Below are 20,424 nucleotides of genomic sequence, written 5' to 3'. Positions count from 1 at the left end.
ACATTAGCGTCCCTCACTTCCTTTATCTTTCTTCCTGCTCACCGCAATAATGATGAAGCCCGCACCAATTAATGCGGCAGCTGCCGCCACCAATCCAGCAACCTGCACACCTGTCAGCGCCAGAGAACCTGATGTCCCTGACGATGAAGACTGGCCTTGACTTGAACCTGACGCCGATTCGCCAACCGGTGTCTTCGGAGGTTTGGTCGGCGCAGTAGTAGGCGTTGTCGCCGGAGTAGTCCTACCATCCTCCGGAGTCGTCGGAGGAGTGTCCGTCGGCGTCGTCGGCGGTGTCTTGGGGGGTGTCGTCGGCGTCGTCGGCGGTGTCTTGGGAGGCGTCGTCGGTGGTGGAGTTTTACCCGGCGTATGCGACTTCGCCACGATGACACCTTCAACCGGGTTGGGGTCTTCCGTCACTGTGTGGAAAGGTACCGCGACCAGGAAAGCGTTGATTTCACGGTAGTTACCGTCCGGCGCACTTGAGGTCACAAGGTAGATACCGTCGACAAGCCCGGAAAACTGAACCTCGCCGTTGGCATCTGTCACCTTGGAAAGGTTTAAGTCCTTGTTCCATTTTTGGATTTCGTCAAGGCGGGCCGATTCCACTCGCTTCATATCCGCTGGATTTTTGGGGTCAATCCCCTCCAACCGATCTAGGTGAATGGTCACTCCCTCAACGGAACCTGCGACAGTCTGACCGTCATCATCGGGGTTTCCCTTGGTCAAACGAATCTTCAGCACATTCGTGCCAACAGACTGCTCGACTCCCGCCACGCCGTCACGTCCTGCGACAGGGACAGCCTGCGCGATATCCGCACCTGCCCCAAGGCCAGCGCAGGTGAAAGCAAGCGCAATGGTTCCTGCAACTACGCTGTTCAGCCGGTTATCACGGTTATTAATCATTGTCATGCTCCCACCAGCGGTCTTCATCGTCTCCGTCTTGCTCGGAAGCTGATTGCGGCTGCGACGGATCCGATTTTTCAGCTCGCTTTCTCGTGCGCCTGTGGCGACCGCCAGCGCGATGGCTGGTAACGCTTTCGTCGGCCTGATCGCCGTCATAGTTATCAAAGGAATCTTCGGCCATATCGCCGTCGTGATTGTCTTCATCGAAGGCGTCGTCAATATCTTCCAGCTGGCGTTGACGCCATACCCACCAGGCAAAAGCGGTGCCAAGCACTAGCACGACTACAAGCAAGGTGTACATCCACCACTGCCAACCCGCACCGTGGGTCTTACTGAAAACTTCATCATCCGCTTCATTCAGCGGCACTTGATGGCCACGCACCAAAAGCCTGTGGGTGTTAATGCCATAGGGCGTACACGTAATAAGCGTGACGTAGTCCTGATTGGGCACAGGCCTCAAATCGTCAGTTTCGTGTGGCAGAACGACCTTAATTTGATCGACTACATACTTGAGCCGATGACCGGACACCTGAATATAAAAGGCGTCACCTTCACGGGCTTTGGCTAAATGGTCGAACATTGTTGAGTTCGACAGACCAGTGTGCCCAGTGATAATCGAATGCGTTCCGACGCCGCCGACCGGTAAATCGGATCCATACAAATGACCTAAACCACGTTGCAGGGTCTCATCCGAGGTTCCATGCAGTACAGGCAAATCTACATTGATGGATGGGAAAATGAACCGAGCCATCGCTTCGGTCTCATTTAGTTGATTTAAGTACTCTGCGTACTCGGGATTATCCGCATGGATGCGGTTCAACCACGGGTCCAGGATTGGACCGGTATCGCGGCCCTCGTTGTACGCATGCGCCCGTTCCCACTGTGTGTTCTTCACATCTTGTGGAATGTCTTTATCCAACTGCGCATACGCTCGCGCGGCACGCGACGCGTTCATGTTGTTCCATGCTGTCGACACCACCGGGTACAGCATGACCAACAAGCCGATTACAACAATAATTGCGGGCAGCGTAAGGCTTTTACGGGCCGGCTTTTCTGATTGCTGGCTAGCATCCAGCTCGACTACCGAAGCAGACGACTGTTCCACGGGACAACTCCCCAAAGATTCCTAAATACGCATAGCCTTCAACAGCCAGATACACCAAACCCGCCGCCAATTGCCACTGCGCAGACAACCAAAATCAATCACAACAGCAGCGCACTGACCACAGTGCGCTAGGCAAAGCAGGGTACACAACGCGTACCCTGCTTCACCGTCCTTAGAGCGGCTTTCGCTCTAAGGCACCGAGTACAAACTCGGATTTAGTTCTTCGATCCGCGGCGAGCGAACCATGCACCAGCTGCGACGATAGCTGCACCGATGGCAGCCAGGATGCCGACACCGGCACCACCAGTCATCGGCAGGTTTGGAGTGTCCTGCTTGATGTTCTCAATCTCAGAAACCAAAGTGACCTCATCGTCACCCTCGCGCTCACCGGTTGCAGATACATTGGCTCGAGTGAACTCAATCTCAGTGACATCCTTTTCCGGCAGTGCGTAGCCAGCAGGAGCCTTGGTCTCCTTCAGGCAGAACTTCTTGGTTGCCGGGGCTTCCTTGCCATCCTCGAAGTCAGTCAGGTGCAGACCATCAATGGTGAAAGTACCGTCAGCACCGGTGGTCCACTTGTCCTGGTCCTTGACCTTCAGCTTCGCGCCCAGGTCAGTTGCCGAGGTGCACTGGTAGAGCTCGAACTCCGCACCTTCCAGGACCTTACCGGCCTCCTTGCCGTCCTTCTTCACAACCTTCAGCTTGCCGTGGTAGGTCACGACCTCGTTGGTCTTGTTCTTGACCTCGTTACCGGTATTCGGGTTGTTGAAGATAACGTCAGCCTGGTTCTTCAGCTCAGTGGTGTCACCGACCTCCTTGCGCTTGACCTCGAAGGTCAGGGACATCTTGTCACCGGACTTAACCTTGGCCAGACCCTGATCGGTCAGCTCGACAACAAGCTTATTGCTGTTGGCAGCCGGGTCGTTGACCTTGTAGTCACCAGCAGTCAGAACCTGGTCACCAGCCTTGACCTCAGTAACCTTCTGGAAGTCCAGGCGCTGATCCAGCTGGTCCTCGAAACGGAAGGCGGTCAGGCTCTTACCCTCACCCCAGGTCGGAGCGTCAGCGTTAATGGTGTAGGTGTATGCGTCCTGGATGTGCTTATCTGCATCCTTGACGGTCTTCTCGGTCTTGGTCTCCGTGTTCTTCGGGTAAGCAACGACGTCGTAGTTCCACGCGTCGGAAGCCTCATTGACCATCGGAACAGAAACGATGAACGGAGCACCAGCAACGATGCCGGCCGGAGCGTCCGTTTCCTCGACCAGGTAGATACCCAGATCCAGGCCGTCGAAGGACACCTTGCCATCGGCACCGGTGGTTCCCGTCTTGACGTCAGTAGTCTTATTCTCTTGCTTGACATCTGCAGCCGACTTCGGGAAGGTCGACCAGTCACCATTCTGCAGGTCGTAATCCAGCTTGGTGATCTTGTAGGTCACACCAGCGAGCGGCTCGCCCGGTACACCCTCCATCTCCTGGCCGGTAGCCGCAGTGTCCGACTCAGCACCCTTCTTCTTGTGGAGGGTGATCGACCCCTTCTTGTTGAAATCGATGTTTGCCTTGTTGACAGCCCCCTGCTCAACAGCAGGCTCTTCAGGCTGAGCAATAGCAGCAGGAGCAGAGACGCCCATCGACAGGCCGACGATGGCGGCGAAGGTTACCGAGCGGGCGGTACGAGAGAACTTATTCACGAAAACAGGTCCTTTACAGAAGTCCAAAATGAAGCGACACGCTTCAATACGTCTCGCGATTCACTCCAGACGGCGACACCAACGTTCCCCGACTTGCCAAAACTGAGATTTTCCTTAAGGGAAAGACCAGTCTGTCTAACCTTTTAAGCCTAAGCGTTATGAACTTTAATGTTTGCTGGTCGAAACATTGCAGCTCAAGCCCATTGCTCGCTCGGTTAATAGCGCTCAGTGAACCGCTTATAAATAACTTAACTCGTTTCACTTCCAATCGATACCCGACGGTTACACACCGCCAAACCAAGCATCCAAGAAACCTACACAAACATAAGAATTGCAAGAGATTAATATCTTTTTATCGAGGTCACAGCGGTTTTTTCCAATCGCGGCCAAACCCCTCTCAATTCCCCACACAATCAAACCCACCCAAAAATGGGGGTAGGCAATTGCCCTATAGCGATGGCTCCTATGTCTAACCATTACCGCCGCAGAGCACGCCGGGAAAATGAGGACTTATCAACCTTCTTGTGTTTGCTGTCACAGCATCGTCGGTAAGCGAAAGCAAAAACCGTTTGAAGCAAAACGCCCCGCGGTGCACCACCCTGTGCTAGGACCTGTAAAGCACAGAGGCAGTAAGCGACACGGGGCGCGCTGTGGCGTCACAAGAGGCGTTTAGAGAACCGCCCAGTAGTGAACATCGTTGTAGCCGTTGAGCTTGAGAACGTCACCAATCTGATCGACCTTCTTCTTGCCCTCAGGGGTCATGCCATCCGGCATGATCTGCACGTCAGCGCTGTGATCGCCGGTGAAGGTGATGTTGACGTAGTCCTTGCCATCGCGGTGCTCAAGCTCGAAGACGTAGCGGTTGACGGCTAGCTTGCCCGAGTGGAGGAACCCACCCTTGCCCGGAGCGACAACTGCAGTGTCAGCAGAGTTTGCAGGTGCAGCTACTGCCTGTGCGGCAGTGGCAACCGGAGCGGCAAGCACGAGTGCGCCCACACCCCAGACACCGATTTTCTTCAACATGCTCATAGGTACTTCCTTATCTTCTGTGTTTCTGCAGGGTTTCTGCAGATTTGTTCTGTGTTTTTCTGCGACTGCCGGCGCCGCCGTTGTTCGACGGCGTTCAACAGCCACAGCCAATGAAATTGGTCAACTAGTTGAGGCTGAGCCCCAGCGCCCTAGTGCTCTGATCTAGCGCACTGGATTAGCGCACTGGAGTGGCCTCGACGATGATGTTGTCGGCGTAACCCAAGGTGCCGCCGACGAACTCGCCTCCGCAGGTGATGAGGACCAAGCGGTTCTCACCAACTGCGTCGTTGACAGCCTCGGGCATCTGGGCGCCCTTGACCACCTGGATTGGATCCTTGCTGACGGTGAAGTCTCGGCTTTCGCCATCTACCTTCACCGTGACAGTGTCACCAGCCTTCAGGTCAGCGAAACGTGCAGCGTAACCATCGCCCTGGTCCACCTCATTGACGTGGCCGGTAATGACGGACGATCCAGCAGCACCTTTCTCACCGGGAATCGCGGAGGCGGAATACCAGCCCAGGCGCGAAACGTCGGTCGGAGGAATCAGAGATCCCTGATCAGTCAGCTGAACGAAATCAATCGGAGCCGACTTACCGTCAATGAGCATCTCCATCTCGTGCACAGCTCCCCGAGAACCCTGTGCTGGAGTGGGCAGATTCTCTTGCGCACCTTCGAGCGCCGAATCATTGCGGTGCAGTTGGGCAATCACCAGCAGAGCGATAACGCCGATTAATGCGATAGCGGCGATATACACCCTTGGCTGCTTCCACCAAGGCACGTCCTGCAGGTCTTCGACTTGGCTGTCGGCCGGGTCTTCGGCCTGGTCAAACGGATCAACGTGGTCGAGTGCGCCAGTTTCGGTTTCCGGTTCGATGCCTGGTGTGTTTCCAGGTTCCTTGCCGGTCTCGTCCGAGCCAAACTGATCAGTCATGGAATCTCCTTAGTTGGTGGCTACCGTCGGCAGAGCGTGAGTAGCCAAACCGGTCGGGCCAGACGGAACCGAACTAATTGCACGTCGTTCCGAGTTCGGAGCCAACGGCTTTCCGTGGTTCTTCTGCTTATCCTGGCCAGTGCCACCGATGATGGTGACGTTGGTGTTGTTCTGCTCCGAGTGCTGATTAATCACAGTGGTCGGGGTGGCAGAGTCGCTGGTAGGTGCAGAGGAATCGTCGTTAGGCGTGTTCTGCTTGCCCTCATCCTTTGGATGCTCAGATGGCGTGTTCTCCGGGGTCTTGCCGTTCGTGACAGTCTGCTCCGCAGAGTTGATGTCCTTGTGGACAGCAACTTCCTTGCCATTGGCATCGGTCAGAGTCTCGAAGGCAACCTGAGAAGCGCAGTCGCCGTCGGTGATGATGATCGGAACATCAACCGTGCCGGCGGATGCCGTCGGCACAAAGTGCAGGCGGCTCCTAGCGCCAGTGGACTTGCCCGTCTCCTTGCACATCAGCTCACCGGTCAACGTGTACTTCGTGCCCGGCTTCAGGCCAGTGAAGTGCACGGTGTCGATGACGACAGCACCCTTCTCGACCAGACCCTTGCCGGCAATACCGGCAGTAGTCGTGATAGCTGGGTTGTCCTCAGATTGAGCTGGGGTGCTCGGGTGGTTCGGCTTGCTCGGCTTTTCCGGCTGGGCAGGCTTGCTCGGCTTGGACGGCTTTTCCGGCTGAGCGGGCTTAGTCGGCTTGCTCGGCTTCTCTGGCTGAGCGGGCTTGCTCGGCTTCTCTGGCTGAGCGGGCTTGCTCGGCTTCTCTGGCTGGGCAGGCTTGGCCGGCTTGGACGGCTTTTCCGGCTGAGCGGGCTTAGTCGGCTTGCTCGGCTTCTCTGGCTGAGCGGGCTTCGACGGCTTGCTCGGCTTCTTCGGCTGAGCGGGCTTCGACGGCTTGCTCGGCTTGCTCGGCTTTTCGGACTCGGACGTAGACGGAGTTGTCGTCTCAGACGGCTCTTCCGGCTGTGTCGTCTCCGGCTGCTCGGACGGCTCATCGTCGCTCGGCGTTGCCGGAACCGTGGACGTGGTCGGCTCAGTCGAGCTGGTCTCCGGTGCGGTCGTCTCCTCGGACGGAGTTTCGCTTTCCTCAGTCGGAGTGTCTTCCGGCTTCTCCGGAACCTCGCCGGTCACGGTCTGGCTAGCGTCGTTGATGTCTGCGTGGTCAGCGATCTCATTGCCCTGACCAGCGCTTTCCTTACCAGTCGAGTCAACCTCATCAGAGGTCAGGTGCTCGAACACGACAGCCTCGGCAACAGGAGTCTTAACAGAGTCAGACACCTCAAGAGTGACAGTCACAGTACCGCTTGCCGACGTCGGCTTGAACGTCGCCTCGCCATGACCAATCACAGAGCCATCAGCCTTATTAACAAGTTCACCGGAGAGGGTGTAGTTCTTACCAGGCACCAGGCCCTCGAAATGTACGGTGTCGACAACCTTGGCATTAGCCTCAATGCGGTTGCCCTGAAGCTCAGCTACCGTGCGTAGCTCCGGCTCCAGCGGCGTATCAGCGGGCTCGCTCGGCTTGGACGGTTCGGTAGTCTCAGTCGGCTCGCTCGGCTCCGTGGTCTGCGACTCAGTGCTGTCAGTCGGCTCGGTCGGTTCCGTCGGAGCGGCCGGCTTCGTGGACTCGGAGGTGTTAGGAGTAGTCGTCGAAGAGCTCGGCTGCTCTTCGCTTTCCGACGTCGTCGGAGTCTCAGACTCACTGGTCTCAGAAGTAGCGGTCTCGCTGGACGACGGCTCCGTTGTTTCTTCGGTCGTCTCCTCGGTCGTCTCTTCGCTCGTCGGGGTCTCTTCGGAGGTCGACGGCTGCTCCGGCTTTTCGCCGTGAACGGTCTGAGCTGCGTCGTTGATGTCCTCGTGGGTAGCGATTTCTACCCGCTGACCATCGGTGTTGTCCTGGCCATCGGCGGTGACCTCTGTCGAGGTCAGCTTTTCAAATGCAACAGCAGCGGATACCGGCTCATCTACATCATCGGAGACGGTAATCATGACGGCCTGCTCACCCGAAGAGGTCTCCGGAGTGAATTCGACGCTGCCGGTACCCAGGATGCGATCAGCATTGATCTTGTCCACCAGGGTGGCGTCCAGGCGGTAGTTCTTACCCGGAACAAGGTCGGTGAACTTCACGATGTCCTTAACCACAGCGCCCGCAACAATCTTGTTGCCGTTCAGGCGAGCCTGCGTGGAGATCGACGGCTTACGCGTCTTCGGCTTTTCTGGCTCAGACGGCTTGGTCGACTCGGACGGAGTCGTGGTCTCCGCAGGCGTGGTCGGAGTAGTCGGCTTCTCCGGCTCAGTCGGCTTTTCCGGCTCGGTTGGCTGTTCCGGCTCAGATGGCTTTTCTGGCTCGGACGGCTTCGTCGGCTCTGCCGGAACTTCACCGGAAGACGGAGTGACATTGTCAATCACAATGATGTCTTGTTTCTTACCATTGTTGAAAATGTAGCCAGTGCGGTTCGTACCGTCGACAGTGCCCTGACCGACGTTAGCCGGACCAGTGAGGTAGTCGTAGACAGCCTTCGTCGATGGGTTGTGAATGCCCTGGGAGAAGTCAATGTCATCGGAGAAGTGCCACAGAGCGAACTGAGTTGCGTTATTGGCGTCCAGCACATTCAGACGTCCTTTAACTCCAGCTGCCTTCCCCAGTTCATCCAAACCAACAGCTGGAGAACCGTGGTGCGCAATCCAGTTGAGCTTCCGGTATCGGTCAAAGTCGTTCCGCAGCTTGTTATTGGTATCTGTACTGCGCGAGAACTGACTGAAGTTCTGCACACGACCGGTGTCATAAAGATCACCGGCGACGCTGGCCTCAATGCAGTAACCCATTTTGTGGCTACCAAATGGAGTTGCAGCCTCGTCAAATGCCGCAATGAGTGGCCCAAAATCACGGACATTTCCATTGGCTTCAACACCCTTAACGGTTCCAGGAACACTCAAAATCTTCTGGATTGTCAGGGTTTCGCCAGTGTCTTCTGCATCCTGCGCATGCGCAATTATTGGAGATTTAGCGAAGAAAAGAGCGAGCACAGCCATGAAGCTAAAAAGCGCCAACCAGCGCTTCTCGTTTGTAAAACGACCGAACATGAGCCCTCCCCCTTCCTTCGATTTCAGTGCGTTATACACCTTTCGCTACCTTTCCAGCCTTCAATGAACAATCAATGACCACGCATAAGCGTCTCCAGCCCCCATCACAGGTAGCCCAGTTGACATCGCCTTCTAATTCTCATTTATAGCGTTGGCCGCCCCCGAATATAACAAATACATTTTATGTTTGTTAGACCATTTAATTAGCACCCCTATTTCCTTTTATTTCAATGCCAATAATTGTTGTTTACATATTTTTTCTGGGGTAGCCATATGGATACCGGACAAATACCAACATTCCACCTTCCTCTACAACACCTAGCCATTCAGCCCAGATAAACCTCCATTACCTGCAGATATGAAGATTTTTTAATAAATCTCCACCCATTAATTCGGGTTGAAATGTCTCCCATGTCACGATTCTTATAATTGTGAGATAAGGCACAGCCAACACCCCACCCCCACCTAATGAAAATGCACCCCAATAATTTTCCGGACGCAATAATGACACCTCTGAGCCATTTGCAAAAACACCCCTAGGCGCATTTAATAAGCCACATAATTGGGCCTTAATTGCGGCTGCATAAATATTTGCGTCTCCGCCCCAGCCCTCTCCATCCGCGGTTAATAGACAAAAATGTGTCCGATTCAAGACATTCCAGCAGATCACGTTATGCAAATCGCGCCTGAATAGAGGGCTGCAAATGTGAAACTGTGCGAGTTTATGACACTTTCAAGCCATTTTTCGGGCCATTTTTGTCATAAACGCAGTCAGTAACTCGGATCGACCCAACGTCGCCAGCTATAGACGCAAAAAAAGCGCCTCCCCACTCCACAAGGAGTGAGAAGGCGCTCGTGCGCTGTTACGCATTAACTGCCGCGAGAGCTAATAGCTGCGCAGTGCAGTGCCTAAGTCGGCTTAGACGGTCTTAGATAGCCTTTGCACCGGTGAGGTCCAGGTCGACTGGCAGGTTGTCACCTGCACCGTCCTCGGCCAGCAGACCACCCTGGTTGTTGCCACCGGTCTGGGCACCCTGCTCCTGACCGCCAGTCTGGAGGCCACCCTGGTTCTTACCGCCGGTCTGCATGCCCTGCTCTTGGCCGCCGGTCTGGAGACCGTTCTGGTTCTTACCGCCGGTCTGGAGACCCTGCTCCTGGCCACCGTTCTGCAGGCCCTGGTCGCCACCGACGTTCTGCAGGCTCTGGTCCTGGCCACCGGTCTGGAAACCGGACTGACGCTCACCAATCTGGCCCTTGTCGTTAACCTGGTCGCCGCCGACCTTGTCGCCCTTGTCCAGCTTGTCGCCGCCAATCTGGTCGCCGCCGTTCAGCTGGTCGCCGCCAGCGTTCTGGAGACCCTGGTTGCCGCCAACGTTCTGCAGAGCGTTGTCCTGATCGCCACCGACGTTCTGCAGACCCAGGTTGCCGCCCTCAGTCAGAGAGTGGAAGTTCGGGAACAGAGAGTCAACCTGAACCAGTGGGCCCTCCGGGAAGTTCACATTGAACTCAGGTACCGGCAGCGGAGCCGGTGCTGGCAAGGAGGAAATCAGTTCGCAGATATTGCACAGGTTATCCATGATGATCCTTTAGAAAATGAAGTGTAGATAGATGGTGTGGCGCGATGCCCAGAGCTGAAGGTAAAGGGCTTCTCGCCTTCTCCTTTGCGGCCACTGCCGTGCTCACACGAAAACCGTACCGGTGATGAAAAACGGTCACAATATAGAAAATCGACGCACTTCAGCCAGGAAATTGGAAATAGAAAAACGGCAAAATTTAACCTGCACTTTTGCCCAAACGTCGCATGTCACGGGTCACATTGCTAGCCTTTTGGTCACCCCAAACCAGGCTCGCCTTTTCCAGCAGAAAAGCCCCGGCACCTAATGAACTGCTCCCCATTAGTTGGACTGAGAAATCAGTTACCGACTAGTGGGGAGTAGTTGTCATTGAGAGCACGAAGTTCGCTAAGTGAATATCAGCGCGAGCAGTTGGTTGAACTATTTGAGCAAGGCATGGGTTATACAGCCGCTGCCAATGCCCTTGGTGTCTCCAAGTATGCCGCCCGTATGCTCTGTCGTCGGTTTAAGCTGCATGCAGGCTATGTCTTGTGGAGAAACCGACAAAGCAGCAGTACTCGTTTGAAATCAAGAAGGAAGTTGTCCAACGCCACCTTGCTGGCGAGACAGCGATGGATCTTGCGCGCGAATTTGGCCTGTCATCACAGCAGCTGGTCCGCGGGTGGACGTGGAAATGGCGCAAAGACGGCGATGACGCGTTGAAACCGAAGCCGAAGGGCAGACCCAAAGGATCGGTCACGCCGAAGCCGCTGTCGGAGGAAGACAAGCTGCGTGGCGAAAACGAACGGTTGCGGGCCGAAAATGCCTATCTAAAAAAAATTGCGGGACTTGAGGAATCAGGGACGCGCCTGAAAGTCCAGGCGATTGTCATCCTCAAGTCGCACCACCGCTTGGAGTACCTCCTAGAGGCAGCAGGTATGCCACGGTCGACGTTCTTCTACCACCAGCAACGACTCAGTAAGCCAGATAAGCACGCCGAGCTCAAGCAAGCGATTCGGGAAAGCTTCGAGCGTAACAAGCATCGCTACGGCTACCGGCGAGTGCTACTTGACCTGCGTAACCAGGGGTGGGTGGTCAACCACAAACTCGTCTACAAACTCATGTGCGAGATGGGGCTGCGAGCCAAGATCCGCCAACGTAGACCTTATGTTTCCTACACCGGGACGATCAGCCACATTGCCGACAACAAGCTTGACCGCAAATTCACCCCGGATCAGCCAAATACCGTCTTTGTCAGCGACGTCACCGAGTTCAGGGTTGCAGGCCGCAAGGTCTACCTGTCACCGGTGATGGACTTGTTCGACCGCTCAATCGTTGCCCACACTGTGGCTACATCGCCGTCGACAGCGTTGACCACCGATTCTTTGCCCAAGGTGATCGCGGCGTGGGCACCTGAACCCGGGTGGATGATGCACACCGATCAAGGTTTCCAGTACCAGCATGCCTCGTGGCGTGACCTGATCGGCGACAACGGCGGTGTTCAGTCGATGTCGCGTAAAGCCAACTGTTACGACAACGCGGTCATGGAGAACTTCTTCGGCCACGTGAAAACCGAGATGTACCACGGAGAAGTCTTCGACACTGTCGCAGAGTTCAACCAGGCGATCGATGAGTACATCGGGTGGTACAACACCGAACGCGTCCAACAACGACTCAAGGGCCTGACCCCGATGCAATATCGAAATCAGACCCTTGAAGCCCTAACCGCCTAGAGTTAAACCAGTCCAACTTTCGGGGACCAGTTCACCTCGGATCCCCGCGGGGCTTTTTCTGCCCCTCACCCTTTCACTTTTGCTTTAGGTAAGGGTAAGTTAACTCCCACTATGACCTCGAACCCAGTTACCCTGAACACTCCGACGAACACTTCCGCCTACCGCGCGGCCTTTTCTGACCACCTACTCTTGGCCGCCCCTTCTGAACCGCACCATCGAATCATCCGCGCCACTGTTTATGACGTCAGCGCCCCGGCAGAAAACCTGCAGAGGATTGTCATCCGCTCCCCCGAGCTAGTCGGCTTTCAGCTTTCCGGCCCGGACGAATTCTTTGGCCTCTTTATGCCGGCTAAGCCCGGCGAGAATCTCCATTTACCCCTCCACGGAGGTGGCGCCAATATCCGCGCAAGCGTTACAGCCATGCCGGAGACCCAACGCCCAAATTTACGTTGGTACACCGTACGCTCACTCGATCCCGAGTGCGGACAGATAACTTTCGACGTGGCGACACATGGCGTCAAAAATCCAAAGGATGAGCACGTCGGACCAGGGCTCGCCTGGGCTCTTGCAACTCGTGTTGGCGACCAGGTAGGCATCTGGACATGCCAGGGCCTCTGGCACCGCGCGCAAAGTTCACAAACACTTATCGCAGACCCATCTGCCGTACCTTCCGTTCGCGCCATTTTGGATTACGCGGATGCGTTTGCCCCGGAACAGTTGCGCGACATACACCTCGTAGTGGTCGCCGAGAACCATGGTGACCTCGAGCCATCCCTCGTCGCCGACTGGGAGAGCAAGCTGGGCAGCCTAGAAGTGCTGTTTAGCGCTACAACGGACTTCAGCACGGCAGTGATGTCCCACCTACAGCAACTGGACCGTGCCGAACACCCCGCAACACAGTCGAAGTACGTCTGGGTCGCGGGTGAAGGACAGCTCTGCAAGGAAGTACGGCGCCACGCAATTCACACCTGGGGCCTCAATAGCGAATCCGTGCAGTGGTGCCCCTATTGGTTCCTAGGCAGGGCACGGCCTTAATTAGCCACAATCCCTCGCGGCACAATAATCGGAGCCATACCGCGGGGATCTTCCCACACCTCGGCATTCAGGCCATATGCCTCGCGCAACACATCCACCGTCAGAGCCTCCTTTGGAGAACCCTCGGCGATCTTTTCCCCTTCCTTCATGACGATCATCTCGTCGCTAAAAGCTCCCGCCAGGCCAAGATCATGAAGTACGGTAATCACCGTCTTGCCCTCTTGAGCGAGCTCCCGCACGATACTTAGAATCTCTATCGCATGTGCCGGATCTAGGTAGGTAGTCGGTTCGTCCAACAGCACAATTGGCGTATCCTGCGCCAACACCATCGCCATCCAGACCCGCTGCCGCTGGCCGCCAGAAAGCTCCGCCACGTCGCGGGCAACAAGATGGTCAACCTTCGTCTTCTTCAGCGCCTCGCGCACTTTTTCTTTATCTTCTGACGCCGTCGCTCCCCCACCCCAGAGCGATCGACGATAAGGGTGCCGTCCGCGCTCCACAAGTTCTCCAACGGTCAATCCCGCCGGACACAGCGGGTGTTGTGGCAAAAGCGCAATTAGTTGGGCGGCTTCGCGCGACCGCAAACTATGCACGTCCTTTTTCTCTACAAGAACCCGTCCTTCGGCGGGAGCAAGCAGCCGAGAAAGCGTCTTGAGCAACGTCGACTTGCCACAACCATTGGGGCCTAAGAGCGTGGTGACCTTCCCGGGCTCTGCAGTGAAAGACACGTCCTTAACAATGCTTGGGCCGTCGTTGTAGCCCACGGTGACGTGATCAACTTGAACGTTCATTGAACCATTCCTTTCAGAGTTCCGCGACGGGCCGCCAACCACACAAGCAACACCAACGCGGGGCCACCGATGATGGCGGTAACCAAACCCACAGGGGATGTAAATGGCAGTGCGCCCGCCACGACGGCGCACGCAGCTAATAGAGCAGCGCCTGCAAAAGTAGAGCACAACGGATGGGGCGTGGGCGTTCCGGCCACCAGCTTGGCCAGCTGAGGAGCCAATAGTGCCACGAATCCAATTGGGCCGACAAAGGAAACCACCACCGCGACAATGCCCGTTGCGGCAATGAGCAAAATAGCGCGCACCCTCGTGACATTTACCCCAAGTGTGGACGCGGTGGCGTCATCATGAGAAAGAAGAGGGACATCGCGCGTAACACAGAGGCCTAAAACTACGAAGGGCAACAGGCCCAACACCATAGGAAACAAAGCTTCCATACGCACAAAGCCGGTAGACCCAGCGAGCCAAGTTTGGGCATCCGTGGCACGAGTTAAGTCAGCCCGGAGCAGGAGATACTGCACTAAAGACTGCGTGAGGAAAGACAGTGCCAGGCCGATGACCACTACGCGCTGCGACGTCCCGAAGCCACCGAGTAGAACGAGCAAACCAACGATCACTAGTGCGCCAAGCAAAGCGAGTGCAGCACGCCACCAGAACGTCGGCACCCCCTCACTCCATGCAGGGCGGGTAACTACGGTGCCCGCCACAACCAAAACCGCCGCGCCGCCGGATACACCGAGAATGTCCGGGCTGGCCAGCGGATTGCGGGCCATGGTCTGAGTCCACGCACCTGCCAGCCCTAGAGCCGCGCCGACCAGAACGGTAGCGATTGCTACAGGCAGGCGGAGATCCCACACCACGTTGATTGCTTGCTGTGTGCCCCCACCGGTGAGAACCTCGATGACTTCCATCGGGCTGAGCTTCACCGCTCCTTGCCCCAGGATTAAGCAGTAACAAAGAGCCGCTACGAGGGCGAACCCTGCCGAAGCCGCCAGGACGCGTCTGCTTCGTGAACGCTTAATACTACGGATAGACGTCATATCGCTCATATCGTCAGCTCCGAGTCATTCGAGGTCGGTGAACTCTTCTTACGTCGCACCGCCAGAATCATCACTGGGGCACCGACAATAGCTAAGACAATGGACATTTCCAGCTCGTTAGGCTGCAGGACGAAGCGGCCCACAATATCGGCTAGCAACACAGCCGCGCCACCAACAATGCCGGTCGGCAGCAAGAGGCGAGTCAGGGACGGGCCGGTAAACGGGCGTAGTAGGTGTGGCACGGCGAAGCCCACGAATGTCACAAGCCCCACAGTGGCTGTCGCCGAGCCGGCGAGGATGATCACCGCTGCGGCAGCCAACAAGCGGGTTCTCGTGGGCGAGCTGCCAAGGGAACGGGCGGAGTCCTCTCCCATCGCAAGTAGATCCAGCGGGCGTGCTGCAAGCGCACCACATAGAGCACCTAGTGCTAGACCTAAAGCAGCTAAGGCCACGTCTTCCATACCCCGCCCAGCTGTAGAGCCAACGGTCCAGCGGCGGAGCCCTTCCAGGGTGTCGGAAGAATAGAGGCTCAGCATATTCGTGGCCGCTTGCAGGGCGAAGGTAACTCCCACGCCCACGAGTACCAGAGTTAGCGGGTTACGCGATACGCGGGAAATCAACAGCACGATTAAGGCAGCGACGGCCGCCCCGACGAGCCCTACAAGTGTCCGCTCCCCGACCGTCGTTGCCCAGCCCAAGGTCAGTGCCGCAGCGACTGCGAAACTTGCTCCAGCGTTCACGCCGATAATGCCGGGATCTGCCAGGGGGTTGCGGGTCCAGCTCTGAGCAATGGCACCCGCCATAGCCAGGGCTGCGCCTGTGATCACAGCCAAGAGGGTGCGCGGAACGCGCAAGTCCCAAATGATGCCGGATTGCGTAGATGGGTGCGGACCATGCATGAGGATGCTGGTCACTTCGCCAATGGAAAGATCTTTGGAACCCAAGTACAGGGAGGCAAGCAGCAGCAAAGCCAAGCCAACGAGTGCGGCCGAAGTAAGCAAACGCCGGGAAAACACCAAAGAATGTCGAGCTCTTGAAACGGACACTTTCAATTAAATTGCGTCAGAGAACTTGTCGACTGCCCAGGGGATGGTCAATGGGTTCGGCATACTCATTGCATTGCCCACGTTTTCGTCCATCCAGCGGACCTTGCCTTCGCGAACAACGTCCAGCTTGCTGAATGTTGGATCCTTCTTCAAGGTATCGGCGGCACCCTGGTAATCAAGGATGAAGAGGTAATCGACGTTGTTGAGGTCGCTGTAGTTCTCAGGTGCGATGTCGCGGTAGAACTCGCCCCCGTTACCTTCGAGCTCCTTCGGGATCTCGAAGCCCAGACTCTTGATAAACTGCCCGCGACCGTCACCGGAGGTGTACAGGCCGATCTTTCCCTGATAAGGCATGACGATAGCCGCACGCTTGCCTTTGAGCTCAGGGTGCTGCTGTTGGAAATCATCGAAGGCCTTCTGCGTTTCTTCGACGAGTTTGTCGCCTTCTTCTTGCTTGTCTACAGCGCCGGCGATCTGGTTGACCTGATCCCGCCAGGGGATCTGCCAGTCCGTGGCACCGTCTGGCTTAACGGTGGTTGGGGCGATGTCATTAAGCGCCTTCTTCGCCTGCGCGTCTACGGCAGAGTTCACCGCAATGATCTTGTCCGGATCAGCGGCGGAGATCTTCTCCAGGATTTCAGCAGTGAATCCGTTGGCAGTACCGTAAACCACTTCAGGCTTGTTGTCGCCGAGCTTTTCGGTAGCCCATGGGCCGACGCCAGATGCATCAACATCTCCCTCAGCACCCCAGGGCGCTACGAGGACTGGTTGGATGCCTAGAGCGAGCAAGGTATCGCTGTCTCCCAGGCCAACTGCGGCGATGCGCTCGTCCCCGGTGCCCTCATTTTTTGACGCCGCCGCGTCGTCGCCTCGGGAGCAACCAGACAGAACAAGAGTGGATGCTGCCAAGACAGCGGCGGTCTTCAGCGCCGCTCGACGGGTCAGCGAATTGTTTCGAAACATGTGAAAGCCTAACGCGTAAGGAACTCTTTGAAACGCTGTAAAGTACCCGTAGCCCCAAGAGACTGATGGCCTCTTTCGGCTACGGCCAACACAGCAATCGAGCCTATATTACACAGGTAAGGCTAACCACACAACAGGCTACCCTAAATTAGTCCGCTTCCTGCTCGGCCGCTACCGACTCCATCGCCGCCCTGGCCACCGTCGCCACGCTGGCCACCCTAGCCACCCTGGCCACTGTCACCGCCCTGGCCACCCTAGCCACCCTGGCTCTCAATGCCGAGATGCTCGCGCTATTGCAACTCGTGGCACCAACTGTCGGAAAAGTTGCACTTCGAAGGTCGAAATGTCGCTAGAACGGGAATCTGTCAGCACAGGCGCGCCTCCGAATTTTGCGTCAATTCCCTGACCTGCAGTTTTGCGGAGCTGCAAATCAGTGTCTTTAACGCATTCCCGTTCTAGCGACATTCACCCCTGCTAGCGCCCCAAATACGGCGCCGTCGGCCACGCATTCCCGGTCTAGCGACATCTGCACATCCTCACGCCACCAAATAGGGCGCCGGCGCCTCCCGTCACGCAATCCCCCCAGCACTGCGCTCGCACAATCTCACATTCCGCTGGCGCTGCAGCCAAGCGGAAAGCGTGGGCGTCAATAAGAAAAAATAGGCCCCCCTACCGCAACAATGTGAACTGCTCCCCATTAGTTGGACTGAGAAATCAGTTACCGACTAGTGGGGAGTAGTTGTCATTGAGAGCACGAAGTTCGCTAAGTGCCGAGGCTTAACTTTTTGCGCTTTTAAGTACTGCGCTCAACTACTGGTCAGCGACCAACAACTCCGCAATCTGGATGGTATTCAGAGCAGCGCCCTTACGCAGATTGTCGCCAGAGACAACCAGCACCAGGCCACGCCCCTCCGGAACCGACTGATCGACACGGATACGACCCACCAGGGACTCATCCACACCAGCGGCGGCAAGCGGATTCGGAACGTCAACGACCTTCACGCCCGGCGCGGACTCCAGCAGCTCGGTTGCCTTCTCCACGGACAGCGCATTCTCAAACTCAGCGTGAATCACCAGCGTGTGGCCAGTGAACACCGGAACACGCACACAAGTACCAGCAACAGCCAGCTCAGGGATAGACAGAATCTTGCGGGACTCATTGCGGAGCTTCTGCTCCTCATCGGTCTCCAGTGAACCGTCATCAACAAAGTTTCCAGCCACCGGCAGCGCGTTGAAAGCAATCGGTGCGACATACGGACCAAAGTCCTCCGCAACCAGAGCCGAACCATCAGTGGTCAGCTTCTCCAGGTTGTCGATGTTCTCGCGCACCTGGCCAGCCAGAGTATTCACGCCAGCAAGGCCCGAACCCGAGACGGCCTGGTAGGAGGACACACGCAGACGCTGCAACCCGGCCTCGTCGTGAAGCGGCTTGAGCACCGGCATCGCGGCCATCGTGGTGCAGTTCGGATTAGCGACAATTCCCTTCGGGATGTCCTGCAAAGCATCCGGGTTGACCTCGGAGACCACCAACGGGACCTCCGGATCCTTACGCCACGCCGACGAGTTATCAACAACAACAGCGCCAGCAGCCGCAAAACGCGGAGCCTGCTCCTTCGACAGCGTGCCGCCAGCGGAGAACACCGCGACATCAATGCCCTTCAGATCCTCGTCAGAAGTAGCCGCGACATCCTCGACAACAACCTTCTCGCCGCGGAACTCCAGCTCCTTGCCCGCGCTACGGGCAGAAGCGAAGAAACGAACCTTATCGGCCGGGAAATTACGCTCCGCCAACAGGGTGCGCATCACACGACCAACCTGGCCAGTGGCACCAACAACAGCAATCGTGGTCATTAGAACTCCTTAACGTCCCGTACCAGCGTAAACAACAGCCTCAGTGTCGCCACCGAGATTGAAAGCGTCGTGCAGGGCCTTCACAGACTTGTCGACATCCTGGTCATTAACCAGCACCGAGATACGAATCTCAGAAGTGGAAATCAGATCGATATTCACACCCTCATCAGCGAGCGCCTCACAGAACGTCGCAGTCACACCCGGGTGGGACTTCATGCCAGCACCGACCAAGGAGACCTTGCCCACGTGATCGTCGTAAAGCACGTCCTTCCAGTCGTTGTCAGCCTGCAGCTTCTTCAGCAACGCCATCGCCTTCGGAGCATCCTCGCGCGGGCACGTGAAAGTAATGTCAGTGCGGTTATCCGCGACGGTGGAGACGTTCTGCAGCACCATATCGATGTTGATCTCCGCATCCGCAACAGCACGGAACATCTTCGCCGCCTGGCCCGGATCATCCGGAATGCCCAGCACGGTCACCTTCGCCTCGGAGCGGTCATGAGCCACACCGGTCAACACTGCTTCTTCCATAGGGATATCCTCCATCGATCCATCAACAAGGGTGCCAAGTTCATTGCTATACGACGAACGCACACGCAACGGGACGTTAAACGCGCGGGCGTATTCGACACTTCGCAGCTGCAAAATCTTCGCGCCAACCGCGGCCATCTCCAGCATCTCCTCGAAGGAAATGGTGTCCAAGCGCTGTGCATCCGGCACAATGCGCGGATCCGCCGTGTACACGCCATCCACGTCGGAGTAAATCTCGCAGACGTCTGCCTCCAGAGCTGCCGCGAGAGCGACCGCAGTGGTATCCGAGCCACCACGGCCCAGCGTAGTGACGTCCTTGGTCTCGCGGTTCACACCCTGGAAACCGGCCACCAGGCAGATGTGGCCCTCGTCGAGAGCCTCGCGGACACGGCCCGGAGTGACCTCGACAATGCGGGCGTTACCGTGGCGCTCCGTAGTAATTACGCCGGCCTGCGAACCGGTAAAAGAACGGGCCGATGCGCCGAGGCTTGCGATTGCCATAGCGACCAGCGCATTAGAAATACGCTCACCGGCGGTCAGGAGCATGTCCATCTCGCGTCCCGGCGGGACCGGGTTGACCTGCTCAGCGAGGTCCAGAAGCTCATCGGTGGTGTCGCCCATTGCCGAGCAGACAACCACGACGTCATTGCCCTGCTTTTTGGTTTCCACAATTCGTTCTGCAACACGACGAATGCGTTCGGCGCTCTCCAGGGATGAACCACCGTACTTCTGCACAACCAGTGCCATGGTCGGCAACCTCCAAAAACTAGGCAACTATATGCACGTAACTATTATTGACTCAATTTACTTGAGTCGCATTCGTAATTACATAGTGGGTTACCAAAACGTAGCTTGCGGGGGTTGTGTGGAGGGTTTGGATCGGGTTGCGTGGGGGTTTGCGGGGTATCGTGGCCGGTTTTCGGGTGTGGGTTGGGTGTTTGGGGTATTTGGGGTGTGGATTGGGCGCGACTGCGCGGCAAGGGTGTGACGGCTGGGGTGTTTGGGGTGTTTGGGGTGTCGGTTGGGTGTGGATCGGACGCTGCTGCGGGCTGCAAATGTGAAACTGACTAAGTTTATGACAAAAACAGGC

14 protein-coding genes and 1 pseudogene are annotated in these 20,424 nt (G+C 56.7%); 2 read left to right on the top strand and 13 right to left on the bottom strand.

Going from position 1 to position 20,424, the window contains the following annotated elements:
* Positions 1–3: 3 nt before the first annotated feature.
* The 7 genes from QKE19_RS10490 to QKE19_RS10460 form a co-directional block, all read right to left on the bottom strand.
* Complete coding sequence (locus QKE19_RS10490; protein ID WP_259788638.1) at positions 4–903, bottom strand: surface anchored protein; 900 nt, start codon at positions 901–903, stop codon at positions 4–6.
* Positions 896–2,008, bottom strand: coding sequence for a class C sortase (locus QKE19_RS10485; protein WP_347890995.1), 1,113 nt, complete (start codon positions 2,006–2,008; stop codon positions 896–898). Before QKE19_RS10485 ends, QKE19_RS10490 begins: the two co-directional genes overlap by 8 nt.
* A gap of 215 nt (positions 2,009–2,223) precedes the next feature.
* Positions 2,224–3,696, bottom strand: a complete 1,473-nt coding sequence (locus QKE19_RS10480; RefSeq protein ID WP_347890993.1) for a SpaH/EbpB family LPXTG-anchored major pilin — start codon at positions 3,694–3,696, stop codon at positions 2,224–2,226.
* A gap of 669 nt (positions 3,697–4,365) precedes the next feature.
* The gene (locus QKE19_RS10475) at positions 4,366–4,725 is read right to left on the bottom strand and encodes a hypothetical protein (RefSeq protein WP_005511660.1); all 360 of its coding nucleotides are present in this window, start codon (positions 4,723–4,725) and stop codon (positions 4,366–4,368) included.
* 175 nt (positions 4,726–4,900) lie between these two features.
* Positions 4,901–5,656 carry a class F sortase gene (locus QKE19_RS10470; protein ID WP_005511695.1) on the bottom strand — a complete coding sequence of 252 codons (756 nt, stop codon included), beginning with the start codon at positions 5,654–5,656 and terminating at the stop codon, positions 4,901–4,903.
* A gap of 9 nt (positions 5,657–5,665) precedes the next feature.
* Positions 5,666–8,794: a VaFE repeat-containing surface-anchored protein gene (locus QKE19_RS10465; protein WP_347890992.1), complete on the bottom strand. Its 3,129-nt coding sequence runs from the start codon at positions 8,792–8,794 to the stop codon at positions 5,666–5,668.
* 929 nt (positions 8,795–9,723) lie between these two features.
* On the bottom strand, positions 9,724–10,371 hold the full coding sequence (locus QKE19_RS10460; RefSeq protein WP_070603613.1) for a hypothetical protein: 648 nt from the start codon (positions 10,369–10,371) through the stop codon (positions 9,724–9,726).
* A 518-nt stretch (positions 10,372–10,889) separates the two neighbouring features.
* Between QKE19_RS10460 and QKE19_RS10455 the strand changes: the two are divergent.
* Positions 10,890–12,080: pseudogene (locus tag QKE19_RS10455) on the top strand (IS3 family transposase); the annotation flags it as partial.
* 111 nt (positions 12,081–12,191) lie between these two features.
* Positions 12,192–13,115 (top strand): siderophore-interacting protein, encoded by a 924-nt coding sequence (locus QKE19_RS10450; RefSeq protein WP_016421889.1) that lies wholly within the window; start codon positions 12,192–12,194, stop codon positions 13,113–13,115.
* Here the strand turns inward: QKE19_RS10450 and QKE19_RS10445 are convergent.
* The 6 genes from QKE19_RS10445 to QKE19_RS10420 form a co-directional block, all read right to left on the bottom strand.
* The gene (locus QKE19_RS10445) at positions 13,112–13,906 is read right to left on the bottom strand and encodes an ABC transporter ATP-binding protein (RefSeq protein WP_016421888.1); all 795 of its coding nucleotides are present in this window, start codon (positions 13,904–13,906) and stop codon (positions 13,112–13,114) included. The genes QKE19_RS10450 and QKE19_RS10445 overlap by 4 nt on opposite strands.
* Positions 13,903–14,946, bottom strand: a complete 1,044-nt coding sequence (locus tag QKE19_RS10440) for an iron ABC transporter permease (RefSeq protein ID WP_070603684.1) — start codon at positions 14,944–14,946, stop codon at positions 13,903–13,905. The genes QKE19_RS10445 and QKE19_RS10440 overlap by 4 nt, the downstream gene beginning before the upstream one ends.
* Before the next feature lie 5 nt (positions 14,947–14,951).
* Positions 14,952–15,947: an iron ABC transporter permease gene (locus QKE19_RS10435; RefSeq protein ID WP_222865141.1), complete on the bottom strand. Its 996-nt coding sequence runs from the start codon at positions 15,945–15,947 to the stop codon at positions 14,952–14,954.
* A 51-nt stretch (positions 15,948–15,998) separates the two neighbouring features.
* Positions 15,999–16,955: an iron-siderophore ABC transporter substrate-binding protein gene (locus tag QKE19_RS10430; RefSeq protein ID WP_016421885.1), complete on the bottom strand. Its 957-nt coding sequence runs from the start codon at positions 16,953–16,955 to the stop codon at positions 15,999–16,001.
* Positions 16,956–17,765: 810 nt separating this feature from the next.
* On the bottom strand, positions 17,766–18,806 hold the full coding sequence (locus tag QKE19_RS10425; RefSeq protein ID WP_048733178.1) for an aspartate-semialdehyde dehydrogenase: 1,041 nt from the start codon (positions 18,804–18,806) through the stop codon (positions 17,766–17,768).
* 9 nt (positions 18,807–18,815) lie between these two features.
* Positions 18,816–20,081, bottom strand: coding sequence for an aspartate kinase (locus tag QKE19_RS10420; RefSeq protein WP_048733180.1), 1,266 nt, complete (start codon positions 20,079–20,081; stop codon positions 18,816–18,818).
* Between the last annotated feature and the right edge of the window lie 343 nt (positions 20,082–20,424).

It is taken from the genome of Corynebacterium sp. c8Ua_99, from assembly GCF_039907185.1.
GTDB lineage: Bacteria > Actinomycetota > Actinomycetes > Mycobacteriales > Mycobacteriaceae > Corynebacterium > Corynebacterium jeikeium_D.
The sequence above is the reverse complement of the archived record's forward strand: the minus strand, read 5'-3'. Positions and strand labels throughout refer to the sequence as shown.